This is a genomic window from Lentzea sp. NPDC055074 (assembly GCF_053608005.1).
Genome location: NZ_JBSGUQ010000039.1, coordinates 1 through 20,822, shown reverse-complemented (window position 1 = coordinate 20,822; position 20,822 = coordinate 1). Strand labels below are relative to the sequence as shown.

At 69.3% G+C, this 20,822-nt stretch carries 19 protein-coding genes; 16 read left to right on the top strand and 3 right to left on the bottom strand.

Annotated features, from left to right (window positions below; translation table 11 throughout):
- Nucleotides 1–410: 410 nt before the first annotated feature.
- Both ACWF7A_RS43710 and ACWF7A_RS43705 read right to left on the bottom strand, forming a co-directional pair.
- Nucleotides 411–2,723, bottom strand: coding sequence for a LuxR C-terminal-related transcriptional regulator (locus ACWF7A_RS43710; protein WP_452256360.1), 2,313 nt, complete (start codon nt 2,721–2,723; stop codon nt 411–413).
- Between the two features lie 2 nt (nt 2,724–2,725).
- Entirely contained in the window at nt 2,726–3,949 is a 1,224-nt protein-coding gene (locus ACWF7A_RS43705; protein WP_452256359.1) for an Hsp70 family protein, read from the bottom strand.
- Between the two features lie 219 nt (nt 3,950–4,168).
- Here ACWF7A_RS43705 and ACWF7A_RS43700 point away from each other — a divergent pair, with 219 nt between their 5' ends.
- The 5 genes from ACWF7A_RS43700 (at nt 4,169) to ACWF7A_RS43680 (ending at nt 10,919) form a co-directional block, all read left to right on the top strand.
- Complete coding sequence (locus ACWF7A_RS43700; protein WP_452256358.1) at nt 4,169–5,080, top strand: IniB N-terminal domain-containing protein; 912 nt, start codon at nt 4,169–4,171, stop codon at nt 5,078–5,080.
- 207 nt (nt 5,081–5,287) lie between these two features.
- On the top strand, nt 5,288–7,099 hold the full coding sequence (locus tag ACWF7A_RS43695) for a dynamin family protein (protein WP_452256357.1): 1,812 nt from the start codon (nt 5,288–5,290) through the stop codon (nt 7,097–7,099).
- Nucleotides 7,096–8,490, top strand: coding sequence for a hypothetical protein (locus ACWF7A_RS43690; protein ID WP_452256356.1), 1,395 nt, complete (start codon nt 7,096–7,098; stop codon nt 8,488–8,490). Before ACWF7A_RS43695 ends, ACWF7A_RS43690 begins: the two co-directional genes overlap by 4 nt.
- Nucleotides 8,491–8,505: 15 nt before the next feature.
- The gene (locus tag ACWF7A_RS43685) at nt 8,506–9,783 is read left to right on the top strand and encodes a PhzF family phenazine biosynthesis isomerase (RefSeq protein WP_452256355.1); all 1,278 of its coding nucleotides are present in this window, start codon (nt 8,506–8,508) and stop codon (nt 9,781–9,783) included.
- 185 nt (nt 9,784–9,968) lie between these two features.
- The gene (locus ACWF7A_RS43680; RefSeq protein WP_452256354.1) at nt 9,969–10,919 is read left to right on the top strand and encodes a LysR substrate-binding domain-containing protein; all 951 of its coding nucleotides are present in this window, start codon (nt 9,969–9,971) and stop codon (nt 10,917–10,919) included.
- On the opposite strand, the gene ACWF7A_RS43675 is transcribed toward ACWF7A_RS43680, so the two are convergent.
- Nucleotides 10,916–11,674, bottom strand: coding sequence for an SDR family oxidoreductase (locus ACWF7A_RS43675; protein ID WP_452256353.1), 759 nt, complete (start codon nt 11,672–11,674; stop codon nt 10,916–10,918). The two genes, ACWF7A_RS43680 and ACWF7A_RS43675, sit on opposite strands and share 4 nt — an antisense overlap.
- 74 nt (nt 11,675–11,748) lie before the next feature.
- Between ACWF7A_RS43675 and ACWF7A_RS43670 the strand changes: the two genes are divergently transcribed.
- The 11 genes from ACWF7A_RS43670 to ACWF7A_RS43620 all read left to right on the top strand — a co-directional run bounded on the left by ACWF7A_RS43670 (nt 11,749) and on the right by ACWF7A_RS43620 (nt 20,717).
- The gene (locus ACWF7A_RS43670; RefSeq protein WP_452256352.1) at nt 11,749–12,093 is read left to right on the top strand and encodes a winged helix-turn-helix transcriptional regulator; all 345 of its coding nucleotides are present in this window, start codon (nt 11,749–11,751) and stop codon (nt 12,091–12,093) included.
- 355 nt (nt 12,094–12,448) lie between these two features.
- The gene (locus tag ACWF7A_RS43665) at nt 12,449–13,306 is read left to right on the top strand and encodes a gamma-glutamylcyclotransferase (protein WP_452256351.1); all 858 of its coding nucleotides are present in this window, start codon (nt 12,449–12,451) and stop codon (nt 13,304–13,306) included.
- Between the two features lie 66 nt (nt 13,307–13,372).
- Nucleotides 13,373–13,972, top strand: a complete 600-nt coding sequence (locus tag ACWF7A_RS43660; protein WP_452256350.1) for a DUF4232 domain-containing protein — start codon at nt 13,373–13,375, stop codon at nt 13,970–13,972.
- Nucleotides 13,973–14,449, top strand: a complete 477-nt coding sequence (locus ACWF7A_RS43655; protein WP_452256349.1) for a hypothetical protein — start codon at nt 13,973–13,975, stop codon at nt 14,447–14,449.
- Nucleotides 14,450–14,465: 16 nt separating this feature from the next.
- On the top strand, nt 14,466–14,897 hold the full coding sequence (locus ACWF7A_RS43650; protein WP_452256348.1) for a hypothetical protein: 432 nt from the start codon (nt 14,466–14,468) through the stop codon (nt 14,895–14,897).
- Nucleotides 14,898–15,136: 239 nt separating this feature from the next.
- On the top strand, nt 15,137–15,397 hold the full coding sequence (locus ACWF7A_RS43645) for a hypothetical protein (RefSeq protein ID WP_030481403.1): 261 nt from the start codon (nt 15,137–15,139) through the stop codon (nt 15,395–15,397).
- Nucleotides 15,397–15,648, top strand: a complete 252-nt coding sequence (locus ACWF7A_RS43640; RefSeq protein WP_189160648.1) for a hypothetical protein — start codon at nt 15,397–15,399, stop codon at nt 15,646–15,648. The genes ACWF7A_RS43645 and ACWF7A_RS43640 overlap by 1 nt, the downstream gene beginning before the upstream one ends.
- Nucleotides 15,648–18,467, top strand: a complete 2,820-nt coding sequence (locus ACWF7A_RS43635) for an FtsK/SpoIIIE domain-containing protein (protein WP_452256347.1) — start codon at nt 15,648–15,650, stop codon at nt 18,465–18,467. Before ACWF7A_RS43640 ends, ACWF7A_RS43635 begins: the two co-directional genes overlap by 1 nt.
- Entirely contained in the window at nt 18,464–18,907 is a 444-nt protein-coding gene (locus tag ACWF7A_RS43630; RefSeq protein WP_452256346.1) for a hypothetical protein, read from the top strand. Before ACWF7A_RS43635 ends, ACWF7A_RS43630 begins: the two co-directional genes overlap by 4 nt.
- Nucleotides 18,908–19,621 carry a GNAT family N-acetyltransferase gene (locus ACWF7A_RS43625; RefSeq protein ID WP_452256345.1) on the top strand — a complete coding sequence of 238 codons (714 nt, stop codon included), beginning with the start codon at nt 18,908–18,910 and terminating at the stop codon, nt 19,619–19,621. It begins immediately after the preceding gene.
- A gap of 82 nt (nt 19,622–19,703) precedes the next feature.
- Nucleotides 19,704–20,717 (top strand): NADP-dependent oxidoreductase, encoded by a 1,014-nt coding sequence (locus tag ACWF7A_RS43620; protein ID WP_452256344.1) that lies wholly within the window; start codon nt 19,704–19,706, stop codon nt 20,715–20,717.
- Nucleotides 20,718–20,822: the final 105 nt, after the last annotated feature.

Sequence of the window (20,822 nt, the reverse complement as noted above, 5' to 3'; positions counted from 1 at the left end):
GTCAAGCGGACACGCTTTTCGTCCGCTTGACACCCCTCTTCAGGTGTGGCCCGCTCTTGGGGCGGCTCGTGATGGGACCCCACCGCCAACGCAAGCAAACTACGAAACAGGCAGCCGCTCAAAGCAACCGGCGTGCCATCTACCTGCCCACGGCGCTGGCCCCCTGATCAGATTGCCGGGGTCTGGGGCAGAGCCCCAGGGGAAGCACTCAAGGTGACCTGGCCGCCCTCAAGGTGACCACCGTCTTAGGTCGCCCCACACAAAGGTCGCCCACACAAGGTCAGCCCACCGCAAAGGTCGCCCACGCAACGGTCGCCCAAGGATCATCCCCACGCAAGGTCATCCCCACGCAAGGTCAGCCCACGCAAGGTCAGCCCACGCCAGGTCAGCCCCACAAAGCGACCCAGCCCTCACCCCAAAATATGCCGCAACTGAGCCAAAAGATCAGACCGAGAAGCCGCCCCCAACCGCTGCCTCATCCGAGCCATGTGGTGCTCAACGGTCTTGGCGGAGATGAACAACCGATCCCCGACCTGCTTGTAGGTCATCCCCTCCACCACCAACCGAGCCACTTCCCGCTCCCGGTCACTCAACTTCCCGGCATCCTCCACAACTGGAACAGCATCAGCCTCGGCAGCCCGCCGAGCAGAGACCGGCCGCCCCTGCAACAGCCGAGCACAGTCGAGCAACCGAACCATCGCCTGCCGATCAGACGTCCGAATAGCGGCCTGCCCGGCCAACCTGGAGGCGTCCCACCAAAGCCCGACCGCGTGCAGGCTACGAGCAGCTTCCTCGACCCGATCGGCATCGACCTCGCCGGCGACGACGTCCAGCCAGCACTCAGCCGCAGCAGACAGAACAGCGCAATACCGACTCCGCTCCCGATTCACGGCGAGGGCAGCAGCGTGCTCCTCGGCAACAGCAGAGTTCTCATCGATGATCGCGGCGTGCAGCAGCGCCCAGTGCAACTGCGTGGCCCACAGCGGCGGGTTCCCCAACGACCGCAACAGAACAGCAGCCTGGGCAAGGTGCGGGGCCAGCCGCTCCTGATCCCTCAACCGCGCGGCAGCGGCAGCGAACTCCCCCAACGGCAGCAGGCTGAACAGGTCCACGGGGTGCCGAAGCACTGCCTCGCAGGCCTGTTCCCAGGTGCGCCGCAAGGTGGCCAGGTCGGAGTTCCGCCGGGCGACTCCGACCTCAAGAGCAACCGCGAAGATCCAGTCACGAGGCTCGAACGCGCCCCGGACGGACATGAGAGTCTCGCGAGCGACCCCGAGGTTTCCACGCAACATGTGCACCCAGGCCTGCAACAACCGGTGCCGGACGGACATCAGCACCCCACCGGTGCCGTTCTCCACGGCCCGGTCGAGCACGGACTCGGCAACGTTCGGCTCGCCGCAGTGCACGGCGACCAGCGCGGCCAGGGCAGCAGGGCTGTCCGGCAACAACACCGCTCCGCCGGCAGGTTCGAGCATCGACGAAGCACGCACCAAAGTGGACAGTGCCGCGGTCTCGCCGCCGGCCACGGACTGGCGCACGCCCTGCAGCATCAACGAGGCCGCGCCGCCGAGCATCGTCGGAGGTTGCGGCGGCGTCTCCTCGAACAGGTGCCCGGTCCCGATCAGCCCGATCCCGGCGAAGGCAGCCGCGTAAGGCGTGGCAGCCCACCGGAACAGCTCGGTCGACCGGGCCAACTGCCCCCGGTGGGCCAGGGCGACAGCGGCCACCTCGGCAGCGGTCCGCCGATGCGGCGAGTCAGGAACGCTGATGACCTGGTCGGCGAGGCGCAACGCCCCGTCCAGGTCCCCGGCCATGGCCGAAGCGGTGGCCCAGGAGGCAGCGGTCTCGGCTGAAGGCGTGCCACCACCGGTGGAAGCCTTGAACAGCCGTGCGGCCAAAGCGGGGTCGGAAGCCACGGCCTCACGGGCGGCCGCAACGAACACGGGTCCACCGATGCCGGTGTCGACCAACGGCCGGACCAGTTCGAGCACCGGACCGCCACGATCCAGCTGCAGCTGAGCCAGCTTCTGCCGGACCGCGATACGACGCTCGGCACGGGTCAGGGCACCGACAGCCCGCAGCGCCAACGGCAGCAGGGTGCCGTCCTCGGCGAGCATGCCGGTGGCCCGGGCGGCCTCGATGATGTCGCTGACCTCGTCGAAGTCCTTGTCCAGCAACGCGGACAGCAGGTCCAGGCGCTGGGCGGCGCCGGCCTCGGCGGCCAGCAGGAACTTCTGCAGGTCGGCGTCCAGCCAGTCGAGGTCGGCGCGAAACGCGCCGAGGACGTCCGCAGACACCTCGGAAGAAGCGCCAAGGCGTTCCACGAACAACGGGATGCCGCCGGTCTGCGCGAAGACGAAGTCGGCGACGGGCTTGGGGGCGTTCAGCATCTCGCGGACCTGGTCGCGGGACAGCGGCGCCAGCGGCACCACCACGGCGCCTCGGGTCAGGTCGGCCAGCACCGCACGGCGTGGCCAGGGGCGGTAGGCGAGAACTGACAGCGGTTCGTCGGCAAGCTCGCGCAGGGAGGCGTCGTCCAGCAGGTGCGCGTCGTCCACGACGCGCACAGCGGTGTTGGTGATCTCCGAAAGCAGCGCTGTCTTGCCGTAACCACCAGGTGCCGCAACGACTACGCGCAGGCGGGTGCCCGCGGCGGCCTCGTTGATCCGGTCGAGGACACCCCGCACCGGGGCGTCCAGCACCAACCTGGCTCGCGTGGTCACGCTCAACGGCCGTCCTCATCATCGTCTCGGGAGCGGGAGCTGGAACTCGAGCGGCGCCCGACGGGCTTCAGCACGCTCGTCACGCGCTTCACCCGCCTCGGCGGCAGTTCCAGTGGGGACACGTCCACCGGCGGGCGGGGCGGTGGCGCGGTGAACTCGTCGTCGTCGGGGCCGGGGACCTCGCCGACGGGGAAGCGCATCGACTGTTCACGGGTGTGCAGGAGGACCGACGTGTCGAGCGGTTCCGGCTCGACCTCGGGGCCCAGCAGGACGAGCCGCGCGGCGACCGCGAGGCCCTTGGCGACCGAGTGTTCCGGGGCGGCCTCGGCCAGCACGCGGCAGTCGACCGAGGACGACAGCACGTCGCCGATCACGGGCATCCGGCAGGCGCCGCCGACGAGCAGCACGGCGTCGGGCTGCACGGCCCCGACGGCGCGCACGAACGTGCTGACCAGGTGCTCGACGGCCGGCCGGATCTCCTCGACGAACTCGTCACGGGCGATCTCGATCCCGCTGACCACCACGGACGGCGCGGACGGGCCGAACGCCCGCTTGGCCGCCTCGCACTCGGCGGACGACACGTGGCCGTCCTTGCCGAGCCGGCCGCGCACCAGTCCGTACAACAGGTCGTCGAAGTCGGCGCCGGTGTGGTGGTCGACGCCGTCGACGTGGTTGACCAGTTCGAACGTCCGGTTCTGCGCGCGCCGGACCACGGACGCGGAGAACGCGTGGCTGCCCAGCGAGAACACCGCCAACGACGCCTTGGGCACCACACGGGAACGCACGGCGTGGTTCTCCGCCGCCGCCAACGGCTCTGGCACGAGCGTCACGTCGTGCAGTCCGACCGCCCGCATCGCCGCGTAGAGCTGCCCGCGGCGATAGGGACCCCACCCGGCCGGGTGACTCACCGCCAGGTGACGGGGCTGTTCACCCTCCCGGGCGACCACCTCACCGACCACCCACATGATCAGCAACGCGGTGAGCTCCTCGGCCGGGCACAGCTCCGGGCCCAGCGCGAACGGCACCGCGTCACCGACCCGGCGGGCGAAGCCCGTGGCCGTCCAGCCGGGTACGCCGCGATCACCGACCGAGAACGTCCCGGCGTCCGTGAGCTGCAGCGACGACGGCACCACCAGGACGATCTCGGCATCCCGCGCACCGTCGAGGCGACACACGGCAGCCGTCGTCCGGGTGGTGCCGACATCGACTCCCAGTACGTACGCCAAGTCTCTTCCTCACCTGTTCGCAGCAGCGACCAGTACCTACACGGGTGAACAAGAGACGCTCAAGTGAGGCCCCTAATCCCCTAGGGGGTCAACGACCGTCACCCCATTGGGGAACGGGGATTCACTGGGAGTGATCCCCGATGCCGGTCAGGGACCCTCACTCATAACTTTCAGCCACACACCCCGACCGAATCCGTGTCTCACCAGGAGTTCCCTCAGATGACCCAGCCCAGCACGCTCCACGACTTCGTGCTCAACCTCCTCAGCGACCCGACCCTCAAGGCCGCGTTCGCGAACGACGCCCAGGGCACCTTGGAGCAGGCTGGCCTGGCGGACATCACGGCCGTCGACGTGCAGGAAGTCATCCCGCTGGTCATCGACCTGCTGCCCGCCACCCCCGCTGGCCTGCCCGCCATCGACGGTGTCGACGTGATCCTGCCCACCGACGACCTCCTCGCGGACGGTCCGCTCGGCGCCATCAGCCAGCTGCAGGCGGTCGCGTCTCAGCTGACCTCGTCGGGCCTCAGCCTCAGCGACCTGCACACCTCGTCGGCCGGCGTGCTCGCCGCGGACGAGAACGGGTTCAACCTGATCACGGCCAACAAGACCCTCGGCCTGTACACCTCGACCAACGTCGGCCTCAGCGGTGACTTCTCCGCCGTCGGCGACGTGACGAGCGTCCTCGACCAGACCGCGTCGCCGCTCACCGGCACCGTGCTGGACGTGGCCGACACCGCCACCGCGACCGTCGACGCCCCGCTCGACGGCGTCACCTCGGCCGTTCCCGGCGTGGACGGCGTCCTCGGCCACCTCGGCGGCGTGACGGGTCTCGCCCACGACGCCCTCGGCGTGCTGGGTGGCGGCGACGCCAACCTCGGCGTCCTGGACGTCTCCGGCCTGGGCGACCTCGCGGACGGCAACCTCACCGCGCACTCCACCGAGACCGTCATCACCGCGCAGAACACCGTCACCGGTGTCGTCGGCACCGCGACCGGCCTGGTCGGCGACGCGGGCGGCGTGGGCAACGTGCTCGGCGGCGACCACGGCGTCGGCAACGTGCTCGGCACCGTCACCGACGTGACCCACAACGTCCCGGTCGTCGGCGACCTGGACCTGGGCCTGCTCGGCTGAGCCACCCTCCCCACGCGGACCGGCCCTGTCTCTCGCAGACGGGGCCGGTTCGTCGTCTCGGCCGGATCGCCCGGTCTGACAAAACGATCAAAACGGTTCACGTTCTGCTCGGTGAGCAACGTCACCGTCGTCCCGAACAGCCCCATCTGCCCGAACAAAACCGGTATTGCGTTCGAGGCTTTCACCCAAGGGGGTGAACACGGCACTATGAGTCAGGTGATGGCACCGCCCTGGCTCGACGTGCTCGACGAGACGATCGGGGCCTGCGTCACGCACCGGAGGCCCGATCTGGAGGCCCGGCTGCGGGAAAAGCGGGCACAGCAACTGGACCCCAAGTTGCGCGTTCTCGTCGTCGGCGAGTCCAAGCAAGGCAAGAGTCAGCTCGTGAACGCGCTGCTCAACGCACCCGTGTGTGCGGTGGGCGACGACATCACGACGACCGTGCCGACGTTCGTCCAGCACGCGGACACCCCGTCCGCGGCTCTCGTCCGCAACGCCTCGGCGGGCGGATCGATCTTCCACACCCCGACCGAGCGCATCGCCGTGCCGATCGACCAGGTGACGAAACAGGCCGCCGCGCAGCACGTCGTGCGGGCCGAGATCGGCATCCCGCGCGCGCTGCTCGACAGCGGTCTGGTCCTGATCGACACGCCCGGCGTCGGCGACACCCGCTCCGCGCACACCGCGAGCACGTTCGCGACGCTCATGCAGGCAGACGCCGTGCTGCTGGTCTCCGACGCGACGGGCGAGCTGACGTCGGCGGAGATGACGCTGCTCAAGAAGGTCATGGAGGCCTGCCCGAACGTCACGGTGGTCGTCACCAAGATCGACCTCGTGCCGAGCTGGCGACACGTCGTGGAACGCAACCGGGCGCTGCTCGCCCGCGCCGGCATCCGCGCCAAGCTCATCCCGGTGTCGAGTGCGCTCCGGCTGCGCGCCGCGAAGACCGGCGACCAGCGCCTCAACACCGAGTCCGGGTTCCCCGAGCTCGTGACGTGCGTGCAGAGCGACATCGTGGCGAGCGCCGACCTGCTGGCCCGCCGCGCCGTCGCCGTGGTCGCGTCGAGCGCGCTCACCCAGCTCGTCACGCCGTTGCGCGAGGAGCTCACGGCCCACGACTCGTCCCACACCGTCGCCACGATCTCGACGCTGCAGGAGGCCCAGCGCCGGGTCGACGAGCTGCGCCGCCGGTCCGCGCGCTGGCAGAACGTGCTCAACGACGAGATGGCCGACCTGATCTCCGACGTCGAGTACGACCTGCGCGACCGCACGCGCAAGATCCTGCGCGAGGTCGACAAGACCTACGACGAGGCCGACCCCGCGATCGGCTGGGACAAGTTCGAGCAGTGGCTCGAGGACAACCTCAACGAGGCCGCCACCACGAACTTCGCCTGGCTGATGGAACGCGCGGAGTGGGTGGCCGCGAAGGTCGCGAGGAACTTCCCCGTCTACCGCGAGGACCTGATCCCGGGTTCGGTGCTGCCGGACGACCTGCTGGAGCCGGCGAGCAAGCTGGAGAAGCCGAAGATCGAGCCGTTCTCGATGCCGCAGAAGCTCTTCACGGGTCTGCGCGGCTCCTACGGCGGCGTGCTGATGTTCGGTCTCGTCACGTCGCTCGCGGGCATGCCGCTGATCAACGTGATCTCGCTCGGCGCCGGCGCGCTGTTCGGCGGGAAGTCCATTCTGGACGAGTCCGACCAGCGGCTGAAGCGCCGCCAGGCCGCCGCGAAGGCCGCCGCGCAACGGCACGTGGACGACTTCTTCATGAAGTTCTCCAAGGACGTCCGCGACTCCGGCCGGCACATCCAGCGCTCGCTGCGCAACCACTTCAGCACGCTCGCCGAAGAGCTGCAGGAGACCCTGCTGGAGTCGGCCCGCAGCGCCAAGCGCGCGGTGCAGGACGACCAGACCGACCGCGAACGCAGGATGCGCGAAGGCCGCAAGGAGCTGGACAGGCTCGTCACGCTCTACAAGCGTGTGCAGGCACTCGGGGGTCCCGCGATGGAGCTCACCGCGTGACACTGGACCGCGTCGTCTGGTCGATGCTGCAGGAGGCACTGGGCGTCTACCGCGACAGCCCCCGCGCCACGGCCTGGCTGCGCTCGCACGTCGAGCGGTACACCGAACCCGTGCGGATCGCGGTGGCAGGCCGGTCGCGGATCGGCAAGTCCACTGTGGTCAACGCGCTGATCGGGGACGAGTTCACGCCGCAGAACTCGTTCGTCTGGTACCGCAACGGATCCGAGCCGCGGGCGCACGTGTTCAACGGACCCGGCCGGCCGCACGAGCTCGCGATCGGCAGGCGGGGCAACCGCCATCACGTCGAGGCGGGCCAGTTCGACCGCTCGGACCGGGTCGTCGTCGACTGGCCCGCGCGGACGCTGCGCGACGTCGTGCTGATCGACACCCCGTCCGAGGCCACGCCGGAGCAGGTGCTCGGCGACGCGGACGCGTTGCTGTACCTGATGCGGCACGTGCAGGACGAGGACCTGAAGTTCCTGCTGTCCGCCAACGACCACCCGATCGCCCGGACCGCCGCGGTGCACACGGTCGCGGTGCTCGCTCGTGCCGACGAGATCGGGGCCGGGCGGATCGACGCGCTGTCGTCGGCCAAGCAGATCGCCCGCCGCTACCGCCGCGACCCGGCCGTGGAACCGTTGTGCCAGAACGTGGTCTCGGTCGCAGGGCTGCTCGCCGTGGCCGCGAGGACGTTGCGGGAGGACGAGTTCGCGGCGCTGCGGGTCCTGTCCTCGCTCGGCCGTGAGGAGCTCGAGGACCACCTGCTGTCGGCGGACCGGTTCGCCGGTGAGCAGTTCCCGCTGGCGATGGAACCCGCTGTGCGGCAGGCGCTGCTGGAGCGGTTCGGGATCTTCGGCGTCCGGCTGATCACCGCGTTGATCAGGCAGGGCTTCGACTCTCAGGTGAAGCTGACCGGCCAGCTCGTGCAGCGCAGCGGGCTCGGCGAGCTGCGCGACTCGATCGCGGTCCACTTCGTCGAACGCCGCGAGGTCCTCAAGGCGCGGTCGGCGATGCTGGCGCTCGACGTGCTGTTCCGGATGGAGCCGCGGCCGAACGCGCGCAAGCTCGCGGCCGACCTGGAACGGGTCGTCGCGTCCGCGCACGACTTCCGCGAGCTGCGGCTCATGGCCGCGTTGCAGTCCGGCCGGACGAAACTGCCCGCCGAACTGCAGACCGAGGCGTTGCGGCTCATCGGCGCCGAGGGCGTCGCCCCGCCCGCACGGCTGGGTTTCGAGTACGAGGCCGATGCCGGTGAGCTGCGCGAGGCGTTGCTCGACGCACTGCTGCGGTGGCAGGCACAGGCCGCCGACGTGCACGCGACCCAGGGACACCGCAGGGCCGCCCAGATCGTGGTCCGCACGTGCGAGGAGCTACTCCCCCAGTTCAGCTGAGGCACGATGTTCCTCATGGAACTCGTGCGGTGGGAGGACGACCACTTCGGTTACATGCTGCGGTGGGCGTCCGACCCGAGGATGACGGCGTTCGTCGGCAACGGCATGCCGTGGACCCCCGACTACGTGGCCGAACGGCACGAGCAGGCGTTGCGGCACTGGGAGGAGCACGGCTTCGGCCTGCACGCGGTCGTCGAGGACGGCGTGGTCATCGGGCTCGCGCAGATGCTCGACGGCGACCTGGGCGAGATCGAGATCGGCTACTGGATCGACCCCGGCCACTGGGGCCGCGGTGTCGCCTCGCGGGTCGCGGCGGACCTGCGGGACAAGGCGCTCGCCATCGCGGACCGGGTCGTCGCGGGCCACCAGGCGGAGAACACCGCGTCCGGCCGAGTGCTCGAGAAGGCCGGGCTGACCTACTTCACCAGCAGGTACCTCGGCGGAAGACTTCAGCACTGCTACGCGTTGCAGCGGGGTATGAGCGACAAGGGCGTCCTGCGGTACAGCGCGTTCACGAAGGATCCCGCGGGCGGCAACCCGGCGGGGGTCGTGCTCGACGCGTCCGACGTGACCAGCGACGAGATGCTCGCGATCGCCGCGAAGGTCGGCTACTCCGAGACGGCGTTCGTGGTGCCGTGGGCCACCGAGCGCCAGTTCGACGTCCGGTACTTCAGTCCCAAGGCCGAGGTGCCGTTCTGCGGGCACGCCACGATCGCCACGGCGGTCGCGCTGGCCGAGCGGATCGGCGACGGACCGCTGACGTTCCACACGCCGGCCGGGCAGATCACCATCGAGACCTCCGGCGGGACGGCCTCGCTGACCAGCGTGCCGACGAGCACGTCCCCCGCGGACCCGGAGCTGGTCTCCGCCGCGCTGGACGCGTTGGGGTACAAGGAGATCGGCGACGGCCCGGTGCACGTCGGCTTCGGCGGCGCACGGCATCTGCTGGTCCCGCTGAAGGACCGCGCGCAGCTCGCCGCCCTCGACTACGACTTCGACGCGTTGCGCGACCTGATGCTGGCGCACGACCTGACGACGGTGCACCTGTTCTGGCGGGAGTCCGCGGACCTCGTGCACGCGCGTGACCCGTTCCCCGTCGGGGGTGTCGTCGAGGACGCGGCGACGGGCGCTGCCGCGGCCGCGTTCGGCGGCTACCTGCGCGACCTCGAAGGGCCGCAGCGGTTCGTCATCAGCCAGGGCGAGGACATGGGCAGGCCGTCACGGCTGGAGGTCGACGCGACCCGCGCGGACCGCCGGGTCACCGTGACCGGTGCCGCCGTCGTCATCCCGTAAAAGGTTCGACGCCGCTGCCGCAGAGCGCAGGGTGTGCGGCAGCAGCGTCGAACCGAGGGGTGCGCACCCTCCCGCGCCGGACCCGTGAGGCGCTGCCGCAAGCGCCGGGCCGGAAGATCGATCGAGTGACACTATGCCCCGATCGAAGGGTGGCGGCGCATTCAGAAGGGGGATACAAGGTCTTTATGCCCGAGCTGGAGCTACGACACCTCCGCGCGGTACGAACCATCGCCGAGGAAGGCAGTGTCACCAGGGCCGCCACGCGGCTCGGACTCACCCAACCCGCCCTGTCGGCCCAGCTCCGCACCGTGGAGCGACTGGTCGGCGGCCAACTGTTCGACCGAACGCGCAGCGGTTGCGTCCCAACGGATCTGGGCCGCAGGGTGCTGGGCACGGCACGGCTGGTGCTCGACGAGATGGCCCAGCTGATGAGCACCACCCGCGCCACCGGACGAGGTGGGCCGTTGTTCTTCGGGTGCATCCCGATCCTGTACTTCGCGCGGCTCGTCGAGGGGTTGCGCGTTCTCAACACCGACGTGCGGGCGGAGGTCCGTCCCTCGTCCGCGGAGATCGTGGACATGCTGGAGGGCGGGCAGGTCCACGTGGCGCTGTTCGAGTTCTTCGACGGGATGCACGCGCGGGACCTGGCCGGGATCGAGCTGCGCAAGCTCGTGACGGAGCCCGCGTTCGTCGCGTTGCCGGAGACGGACCCGCTGGCGGCGCAGGACGAGGTCGACCTGGCTTCTCTGGCCGACCGCGACTGGGTGACGCCGCCCAAGCAGCACATCGGGAGCCGGACGCAGATGTTCCAGGTGTGCGCGGACGCCGGGTTCGTGCCGCGGCTGACCCATCACACCGGGGAGGCGAGCATGGCGCGCGGGCTGGTGGCCGGCGGGTGTGTCTCCTTCGCCGCCGCGCCGTCCAGGACCGGGGAGGGGATCGTGATCCGGCGGCTGCGGGGAATGCCGTTGATGACGGACATCTTCGTGGCGACGCGGCGGGACTCGCCGGTGGCGGGGCGGGCGCACGAGGTGTTCGCGTGCGCCGCCGACGCCTACCGGTCGGTGCTGGACCGCAACCCGGAGTACCGCAAGTGGTGGGACGCGCACCCGGAGGCGCATCCCGAGTTCACCTAGACCTTGATCGGGGTGGTCGGGCGGCCGAGCAGCTTCTCCAGGTCCGGGCGGACCTCGGCGAAGACGCCGTTGCGGATCGACTTGAAGAAGTCGACGAGGAACGGGGGCACGCCGCCCGCGATCAGGTCCTCGTCGGTGACGTCGCGGTACCGGTCGCCCGCGAGCTCGGGGAACGACCAGCTGGTCGACCCGGTGAGCTCGTAGGTCTGGTTCTCGTGGCCCTCCGTCGTGAGGGCCACGGCCGCGCCCTGGGCGAAGTCGTCGCGGGACGCGCTGGCGACCCGGCCGTCCTTCGTGGAGATCGCCACGGTGTCCTGGGTGAGGGCGCCGAGGTAGTTCTCGTGGTACATGCCGTTGCGCAGGAACGTGAACGTGATGCCCGTGGCGCGGATGGCCTCCTCGGTGGCCTTGTGCACCGGCGCGGCGAGCGACGGAGACGTGTCCGCGTCGGTGAGGCTCGTGTAGAAGATGTGGCCCACGCCGTGCTCGACGGCCTTGGCGATGGCGTTCTTGTGCTGGTTGATGCGCACGTCCGTGTCGTGGTCGTCGGCCGACACGATGAGCAGCTTGTCCGCGCCGCGGAAGTCGAGGGTCTCGGGCTGCGAGAAGTCGCCCTGGCGGACCTCGACGCCTTCGAGCGTGAACTTCTCCGGCGTGCGCACGGAGACGACGACCTTCTCGTTCGTGCGGTCGAGGACGTGGCGGACCACTGCGTTGCCGAGCTGGCCGGTGGCTCCGGTGATGAGGATCGTCATGCGTACAGAGTGCGGTTAGCGCTAACCTGTGGAAAGTACCCACTTTGGAGTTGGGTACTTACATGGAGGTGAGCGTGCAGGTCACGATCTGTCCCGAGCGGGCGACCATGGAACACGTCACAAGCCGATGGGGCGTGCTGGCGCTGCAGGCGCTGTCCAACGGGGAGGCGTGGCGGTTCAGCGAGCTGCGTCGCGAGCTGGAGCTCGTCAGCGAGAAGATGCTGACGCAGACGTTGCGGACGTTGGAGCGGGACGGGCTCGTGCATCGGGACGTGCACCCGGTCATCCCGCCGCACGTCGAGTACTCGTTGACGCCCCTCGGCAAAGGGGCCGCCAGCCACCTCGTGGCGCTCTTCTCGTGGATCGGCGCGAACCAGGCCGAGGTCACCCAGGCGCAGCAGCGCTATGACGCCTCCTGAGGTTGGCCGGAGTGTCGGCGCTGAGACATCGGATTATTCACCCGGATGCGACGTGAACGTTCTCACTTGATCTCCTAAAACACGAGAAAGACATCGGATGGGTCACGATTAGGGGGCGCGATCGGACCCCTCCACCTGGCACAATGGACCAATGGCCCAACCGTTCTTCGACGAAAGCCATCCGGCGGAGCCCTATCCGGGCACTCGTCCAGACCACTGTTTCGTCCACGTCGACGAAACGGGCTGGCCAGTGCGCCCGGACCTCACGATGGAGTCGGGATGGCGAGTTGAGCCGGAGAACATCGATCTAGACCAATGGCTTGCGAACCACGGCGAGCCTCCTCTGGCGGGCCGAATGCCGGTGCTCGGGTACGGCTCCAACGCCAATCCCAGCAAGCTCACCTGGCTTCGCGAAGAGCTCGGACTCGAAGGCCCCGCGGTCGTGCTGCGCGCACGGTGCGAGGGCCTTTCTGCTGTCTGGGCCGCAGGTCTGCGCAAGCGGGACGGCCAGCGGCCGGCGACGCTCGCCGGAGCCCCCGGCGTCACCGAGGAGCACTCGATCTGGTTCGCCACGCCCGAACAGCTGCGGGTGCTGGACCGGTGCGAGGGACGCGGCCTGCGCTATCGCCTCGTGCGCGTGCACACGGGCCGTGTCGTGCTCTACAACGGCGGCGTCATCGACAGCGTTCTGGCGTACACGGCCGGCTCCAACAAGCGGATGCCCGTGCTCTTCAACGGCCGTATGGTCCGTTGCGCGGACGTCTCGCAACGAGGCGCGCGCGTACTGGGCGAGAGGCCTGCCATGAGCGACGGACTGGACGTGACCGAGATCCACGGCGAGCCGTCGGCCGACGACTGGCCCGAGCTGCTGTTCGTCTACGGCACGCTCCAGCCGGGCGCAAGCGCTTGGCACCTGATGGAGCCGCACGTCGTGGAGACCGAGGAGACCCACCTGCCCGGCACGTTGTTCGACACCGGCCTGGGCTACCCCGCGCTGCGTCCCGGCGCCGGGTTGGGCGTGCCGGGGCACGTGCTGCGGCTCTCCTCGCCCGAGGAGGCGCTGCCGGCGCTCGACGAGTACGAGGGCGAGGACTACCGGCGCGTGCGCGTGGTGCTGCCCGACGGGCGCATCGCGTGGACGTACATCTGGACCGCGGCGCTGGAAGGCATGGCCGAGCTCCCCGACGGCTGGGACGTCCACCAGATACGGTGAATTTCCGGCACGTTGTGTGGGTTGATCGGTATTTGGGCACATCCTTCGGTGGTAGGAGGTGCACCCATGACACGACGGTTGATCGCTTGCGGCTTGCTGGTGCTCGCTTCCGTTACGGCCTGCGGAACGAGAACGCCGGACAACGCCTCGCAAACGCTGCCGACGTCGACGCCACCATCGTCGTCATCGTCGTCGACCACCACGCCGTCCCCCGCGCCCGCGGGTGATCCCGGCGCCGCCGTCCCGGCGGTCAAGCGCTGCGACTCCGGGGCGTTGAAGGGCGAGGTCGCCCCCACGGACGCCGGCGCGGGCAACAGGTACGGCAAGTTCGTCGTCACGAACTCCGGCACGATGCCGTGCACGCTCAACGGCTACAGCGGTTTCCAGTTGGAGAACGCGTCCGGCGCGGTGCCGACCAAGCTGGAGCGCAAGGCTGATCCCGGACCGGCGGCGATGACGCTGGCGCCGGGCGGCAAGGCGTCGGCGAACCTGCACTGGGGCGTCGTGCCGTCGGGCAACGAGCCCGTGGAGGGGCCGTGCCAGCCCGAGCCGTCGAAGGCCGCGGCCATCCCACCGGACGAGACGGCGCCGCTCAGCGTGCCGTGGACGCTTGGCCCCGTGTGTTCCGGTGGCCGGATCGAGATCAGCGCCTTCTACGCTTCGTAGATGCAAGTACCTGGATGGCTCGCCGTGCTCCCGCACGGCGAGCGCATCGCCTTCTCGTTGCGCACGGCCGGAGTTCCGGTGGTGGTGAGCGAGAACATCGAGGCGGCGGTCGAGGCCGCCGATCGACCTGTCGTCCTGATTGGACACTTCACCGCCGCACCCGCCGCGGTCCGGTTCGCACAGACGCGGTCCGGGCTCGCGGCCCTCGTGCTGATCTCCCCCGTGCTCGGCATGTGGGACGGCGCGTCCGACGAGCTGGCCGACCTGATGGACGAGGTCGGCTCCGGGCCGGCGCTCGGCGACCTGCCGACGTTGTGGCTGCACGGGTCGGCCGACGAGATCGTGCCGATCTCGGACACCCGCGCGGGCACCGACCGGATCCGCGGGTCCGCGTTCGAGGAGCACGTCGCGGACGGGCTGCTGACCGACGGCGAGGCCGTCACTCGGGTGCTGGAGTTCGTGCGACGGGTCATCTGACACCATTTCGGGTGCCATGGACGAAGACGACCTCGTGCTGCTGATCACCGTGGTGGTCGAGGCGGCGGACGAGCAACAGGCGCGTGCCGCGTGCGACGCGCTCATCAGCCGTGCGGGCGCTCAGATCGTGGACGCCCGTGACTGCTCCGACGAGGAGCCTGGCTGCTGGGCCGTCGTCATCACACGGCCGAGCACCGAGAAGGCCACCCACAACGTCTCCGCCGCGCTGGCGCGGGCCGTGCGCACCTTCGTGCGCGGGCTGGGAGAGGGCTTCTCGGCGCCTCGGGTGGCGTGCGAGCCGCCGACGGCGTGGACAGTCCTCGACGAACCGGAGCTCATCAACGGCCTCGTGCCGGGTGCGGAGCGCGTTCTGGTCGAAGTCTGGGCCGGAGATGACCCTTTCGGTGCAGGAACTTTGCGTGACAACTCGCCCTCGAAGCCGTCTTGATTCACCCGGCCGGTCGGTATGAACGCTCAACGGGCTGTAGGCGTCGCTGTGAGAGTTACTACACGCGTGGAGAAGCGGCCTGCGGCGGGCTGAACTGATCATTAAATCAAGGCCCGTTCGAGTGGATTCAGGCATCCACCCGGTTAGCCGATCTTCGCTCTCAACTGTGAAAATCTGGGCACAATCTCTACTAAGTGTGGTCGTCAGACCATCTTGTTCCGGAGGGTTCGGGAGCCGACATGGCCAGCATCGAAGAGGTCCGTGCCGCAATTGCCCAGGCGATCGACAAGGCGGCTCAAAGCCAGTCGGCCCTCCAACAGGCGGCTGAGCTCGCCGAGGACGCGCAGCAGCTGCTGACATCGGTCACGCAGGGCTCCGTGCAGGCGGACGTCGAGACGACGAACGCCCAGTTCGCCCAGGTCGTGTCCGGCGTGAGCGAGCTGCAGAACTACCTCGGCGCCGGCATTTCCGGGGCCGAGGGCATCAACAGCAGGCTTTGATGGCGTCCATCGGCGAGGTTCGTGCCGCGCTCGAGCAGGCGAGCGAGATCCTGCGTGAGTCGTACCGCAGCGTGCGATCAGCGCAGGAGAGCCTCGACGAGGCGGTCGCCATCCTCGCCGAGTCGAGCGAGAACCACCACGAGTCGTTGCTTCCACCGGAGTTCGTGCGCGCGAAGGAAAGATTCCCCGATCAGGTCGAACTGATGGTGGGGACCCTAGAGCGCATCCAACGACTCACCGTGGAGCTGTGATGAGCAGGCGGGACGACCGGCGGCACAGGATCGAGAGCGCCTTCGAGGAGTTCCAGCGCGCCGTCTCGGCCGCGCTGGGCTCGGTGGCGCGCGAACACCGGGCGCTCGCCACCGAGCACGCCAAGGACATGTTCGAGTTCACCGTGCGCGGCATGGGCGTCGACAAGGCGTTGCAGGACGTCGCTCTGAAGGACGTGACCTCGTTCCTCACGGTGGACGAGAAGCGCACGAAGCACCCGCGTCAGGCGCCGCTGTCGATGCACCAGTTCCAGGAGCGCCTCACCCAGATCAAGCACGACTGGGAGGCGTCGTTCCACGAGTGGACGACCACGGGCCCGGACCAGCTGACCGAGCTGGTGAACTCGGTCGCCGCCGGGCCCGCGTCGTGGCCGCACGAGTCGTGGCTCGGGCATCCGGGCACGCACGACGGCAGCGAGGGCGTGCCGGAGCTGTGGCGGATCGGCACCGGCGTGGTGACGTCGGCACCGATACCCGCCCCGTTCCCCGTCGCGGTGCCGCTGCTCGACCAGGCGCACCTGCACATCTTGTCCACTCCGGACAGTCGCCAGCTCGCGGACACACTGGTGGAGAGCCTGTTGCTGCGCGTGCTGTCGCACTTCCAGCCGGGCCTCGTGCACGTGCACGTGTGGGACGTCGGCCAGCTGACCGGGTCGTTGCCGGGCCTCTACCCGCTGACTCGTGCGAACCTGCTGACGGTGCACGACCCCGCGCGGCTGCACGAGCTGCTGGACGAGCTCTCCGAGCACATCCGCCAGGTGCACACCAAGGTTCTCGTCGACGGCCATCTGACCGTACGTTCGGTCAGCGGTGAGGGCCGGCGCACCGAACCGTGGCGCATCGCCGTGCTGTTCGGCAACCGCAAGGCGTTGAAGGAAGACCAGCAACAGCAGCTGCAACGCGTGGCGCGCAACGGTTTGGCGTGCGGCGTGCAGCTGTTCATCGTGGACATCCCGATCACGATCAACTCGCCGGTCGAGACGGTGTCGTTGCGCGGCGACGGTTCCGCCATCTGCACCATGACCGGCAAGCACGTGACCGTGACGCTGGATCCCGCTCTGCCGCGCACTCTGGTGCCGCGCGCCTGTGCCGCGATCGCGGAGAAGCGTGAGGAACGCCGGTCGCGCATGGGCACGTTCGAGGACCTGCTGCCGGACCGTCCGTGGACGGAGAACTCGTCGGCCGGGGTCATCGCGCCCGTGGGCTTCGACGACGGCGAGCAGGTGTGCGTGCAGCTCGGCGACACCTCGCCGCACGCGTTGATCGGCGGGCCGTCCGGTTCCGGTAAGACGAACTTCCTCTACGCGATGCTCGGTTCGTTGTGCGCGCGCTACTCGCCCAACGAGCTGGAGCTCTACCTGCTGGACTTCAAGGAGGGCGTGTCGTTCGCGCAGTTCGCGCCGGGCCGCAAGGACCCGTCGTGGCTGCCGCACGCGCGCCTGGTCGGCGTGAACGTCAACACCGACCGCGAGTTCGGCGTGGCCCTGCTGCGGTTCCTGGCCGACGAGATGCGCCGGCGCGCGGACGCGGCCAAGCAGCACGAGGTCACCAAGCTGGAGCACCTGCGCGCCGAGGACCCGACCGGCCGGTGGCCGCGGATCGTCGCCGTGATCGACGAGTTCCAGTACCTGTTCGGCGAACGCGACCAGGTCACCGCCGCCGCGACCCAGCTGCTGGAGGACGTGGCGCGCCGCGGTCGTTCGCAGGGCATCCACCTCGTGCTGTCGTCGCAGGACGTCTCGGGCATCGAGGGCTTCTGGGGCAAGTCGGCGATCTTCGAGCAGTTCACCGTCCGCATCGCGCTGCCCAAGGCCCGCCGCGTGCTGGCCGAGCCGCAGAACGACGCCGCGGTGGAGCTGCCCCGCTGGCACGCGGTGATCAACCACGAGTCGGGTGTCAAGCCGGGCAACGAGATCTGCCGCATCCCGGACTCGACGGCCAAGGGCACCATGGACTCCCTGCAGCTGGAGCTGTGGCGCCGCGAGCAGGGCCGCGCGCCGAGCCTGTTCGACGGCAGCAAGATCCCGCTGATCGACGCCGTGGCGGACTTCTCCGATCTGCGACCCGGCGACGCATCACCTACCGTGCTTCTCGGACAGGTGATCGACGTCGCGGGCAGCGCGGCACGGGTGAGGTTCGCCCGCACGCCGGGCCGCAACATCGCGGTGATCGGCTCCGTGGTCCAGGACGCGGCCGCAGTGCTCGGCGGAGCGGCCGCGTCGCTGGGCAGGCAGCACCGCGCCCACGAGGCGGTGTTCACGCTGGCCTGCCTGGTGGAGGAGGCTATGCCCTCCGCGTTGCACCTGGCCAAGCGCCTGAACGCGGACGGGCACGACGCGTCCGTGGTGACCATCAACGGAATCAAGGACGTGCTGACCCGGACCGCGGCCGAGCTGCAGTCGATCAACACGGGCCAGGCCGAGGCGCCGCTGAAGCCGCACTACCTGGTGCTGTACGGCGTCGACGCCGCGCAGACGTTGCTGGAGCAGAAGGACCCGGCGACGAGGACGTCCGGTGTGGACAGTCTTCGCACCGTGCTGAAGCACGGCCCGGAGAACCGCACGCACGTGCTGGGCTGGTGGCGCGGTGTGACGAGGCTGAAGGCGAGCCTGCCGCCCGGCGTGTACGACGACATCGGCGCCTGGGTGGCGTTCGACGTCCAGGGCAAGGAACTGCTGTCGCTCGGACCGGAGCAGGTGATGTCGTGGTCACCGAGGCCACGCCGCGGCCTGTTCTTCGACAGGTTCGAGCACTCGCGACCGCAAGTGATCATCCCGTTCGACACTGGAGAAGCTCCATGAACCCGATGATGACGACGATGTTCGAGTCGGTCCCGTCGCAGCGTCAGAGCGAGGAGGTGATCGAGGTGCCCGCGATCTCAGCAGTCGAGCGCTACAAGGAGATCATCGCCATCGCCACGGACGCGGCCGCGCGCCAGCACAAGCTGGACGAGGTGCGGTGCGCCGAGCTCGCCGAGCGGCTCGCGGCGACCCAGCACGAGATCGCCGAGGTGCGTGATCGTGAGCGGGTCGTGCGGATGGGCGCGGCGCTGCACTGGGAGGCGGCGGTCGAGCAGCTCTGGAACGAGCGCTGGCTCCAGATGGTCACGCCCCCGCAGCCCGACGAGTCCGTCCCGCCCCGCCCGCAGGGCGAGTACAACCGGGAGATGGACCTCGCCTACCAGGCGCTGGAGGAGTCGCTCGCGAAGCGAACCTTGTTGCGCCGCAAGCAGAAGGACTGAGTGCGCCGCTTACGCACCACCGCCGACGTGCAGGACGCCAGCAACGACCCGTTGGTCCGCTGGGCAGCCCAGGCACTCTCGTCGGGCGGTGCAGCCTGGGCGCACAACGGCGCAGTGGCCGTGCACGCCCCGTCCCTGACAAGACGCCGCCGCTTGGTCCTCTCGGGCCCGGCCGAGGGCGTGGCCTCCCTGCTGGCAGCACACGGCAGGGGCGTAGAGCTGCGCCCGCTGCTGGAACGCCGACTGGCCGTGGAAGTGGCGGACCTGATGCCGTCCCCGTGGCTGGAGGACAAACCGTTCGGCTGGATGGACAGAACAGGCACCCTCGACCTCCCCGCCGACGCCTCCTGGCTGAGCACCCCGGACGGCGTGGAGCCCCTCCTGCGCGAGGCGAACCCGAACTCCTGGGCCTGGCCGAACGAAGCAGGAGTCCGCCGCTGGGCAGGCATCCACGACGACGACAGGCTGATCGCCACCGCAGCCGAAGCCTGGTCGTCCACCGACGTCGGCTTCATGATGGGCGTGGCGGTCCACCCCTCCCACACCAACCAGGGCCTGGGCCACCGAATCTGCCAGTTCGTCACCTCGGCCCTGCTCACCCTCTACGGCACCTGCGCCCTCTTCGTCGAGAACTACAACGCCGCGGCGATCGCCGTCTACAAGAAGCTCGGCTTCGCATACCGCGACGTCACCACACTTCTCCCTGCGGTCTAGGTCACATTCCGGAACAGTCGTCACCAGCAGACGGTTGAAACGGATAACTGATCCGCATGACCACGAGGGAGATGGCCACACCATGACCAGCACCGCGCTAGAGGTCCGACTCGCGTCCCGCCCGAACGGCTGGCCGACCGAGGACACCTTCGAGATCGCCGAGGTCGAGGTCCCGACCCCGGGCGAAGGCCAGATCCTGGTGCGCAACAAGGTCATGAGCGTCGACCCGTACATGCGGGGCCGCATGAACGACGTCAAGTCCTACGTCCCCCCGTTCCAGGTAGGAGCCCCGCTGGAGGGCGGCGCGGTGGGCGAGGTCGTCTCCGTGGGCGCAGGCGTGGACAACTTCGCCGAAGGCGACAACGTCCTGCACGGCCTGGGCTGGCGCGAGTACGCGTTGGTCAACGCCAAGCACGCCGTCAAGGTCGACCAGTCGGTGGCCCCGCTGTCCGCCTACCTGGGCGTCCTGGGCATGCCGGGCCTGACCGCCTACGCGGGCCTGCTGGCCACCGCGGAGTTCAAGCCGGGCGACGTCGTCTTCGTCTCGGGCGCGGCAGGAGCGGTGGGCCAGATCGTGGGCCAGATCGCCCGCCTCAAGGGCGCCGGCAGGGTGATCGGCTCAGCCGGCTCGGCAGAGAAGGTCAAGTACCTGACCGAGGAACTGGGCTTCGACGCCGCCTTCAACTACAAGGACGGCCCCGTCGCCGAACAGCTGGCCGCAGCAGCCCCCAACGGCATCGACGTCTACTTCGACAACGTGGGCGGCGAACACCTGGAAGCAGCGATCTCGTCCCTGAACCTGCACGGCCGAGTGGCGATCTGCGGAGCAATCGCCCAGTACAACGACACCAAGCCCTCAGCGGCCCCCCGCAACCTGGTGCAGGTGATCGCGAAGCGCCTGACCCTGCGAGGCCTGCTGGTGAGCGACCACCAGAACCTCCAGCAGGACTTCATCGCCGAGGTGGGCCCCTGGATCGCGAACGGCGACCTGAAATACACCGAGACCATCATCGAGGGCGGCGCACGCCAGGCCCCGTCAGCGTTCCTGGGCATGCTCCGAGGAGACAACACGGGCAAGATGCTCGTCCAGTTCTAGCCAGATCACGCGCGATGCCGAAGGCGAGCCGCACTCAAGCGATGCCGAAGGCGAGCAGTCTTTCCACAAGGGCTGGGCGGTGGGGTCCCATCACGAGTCGCGCCA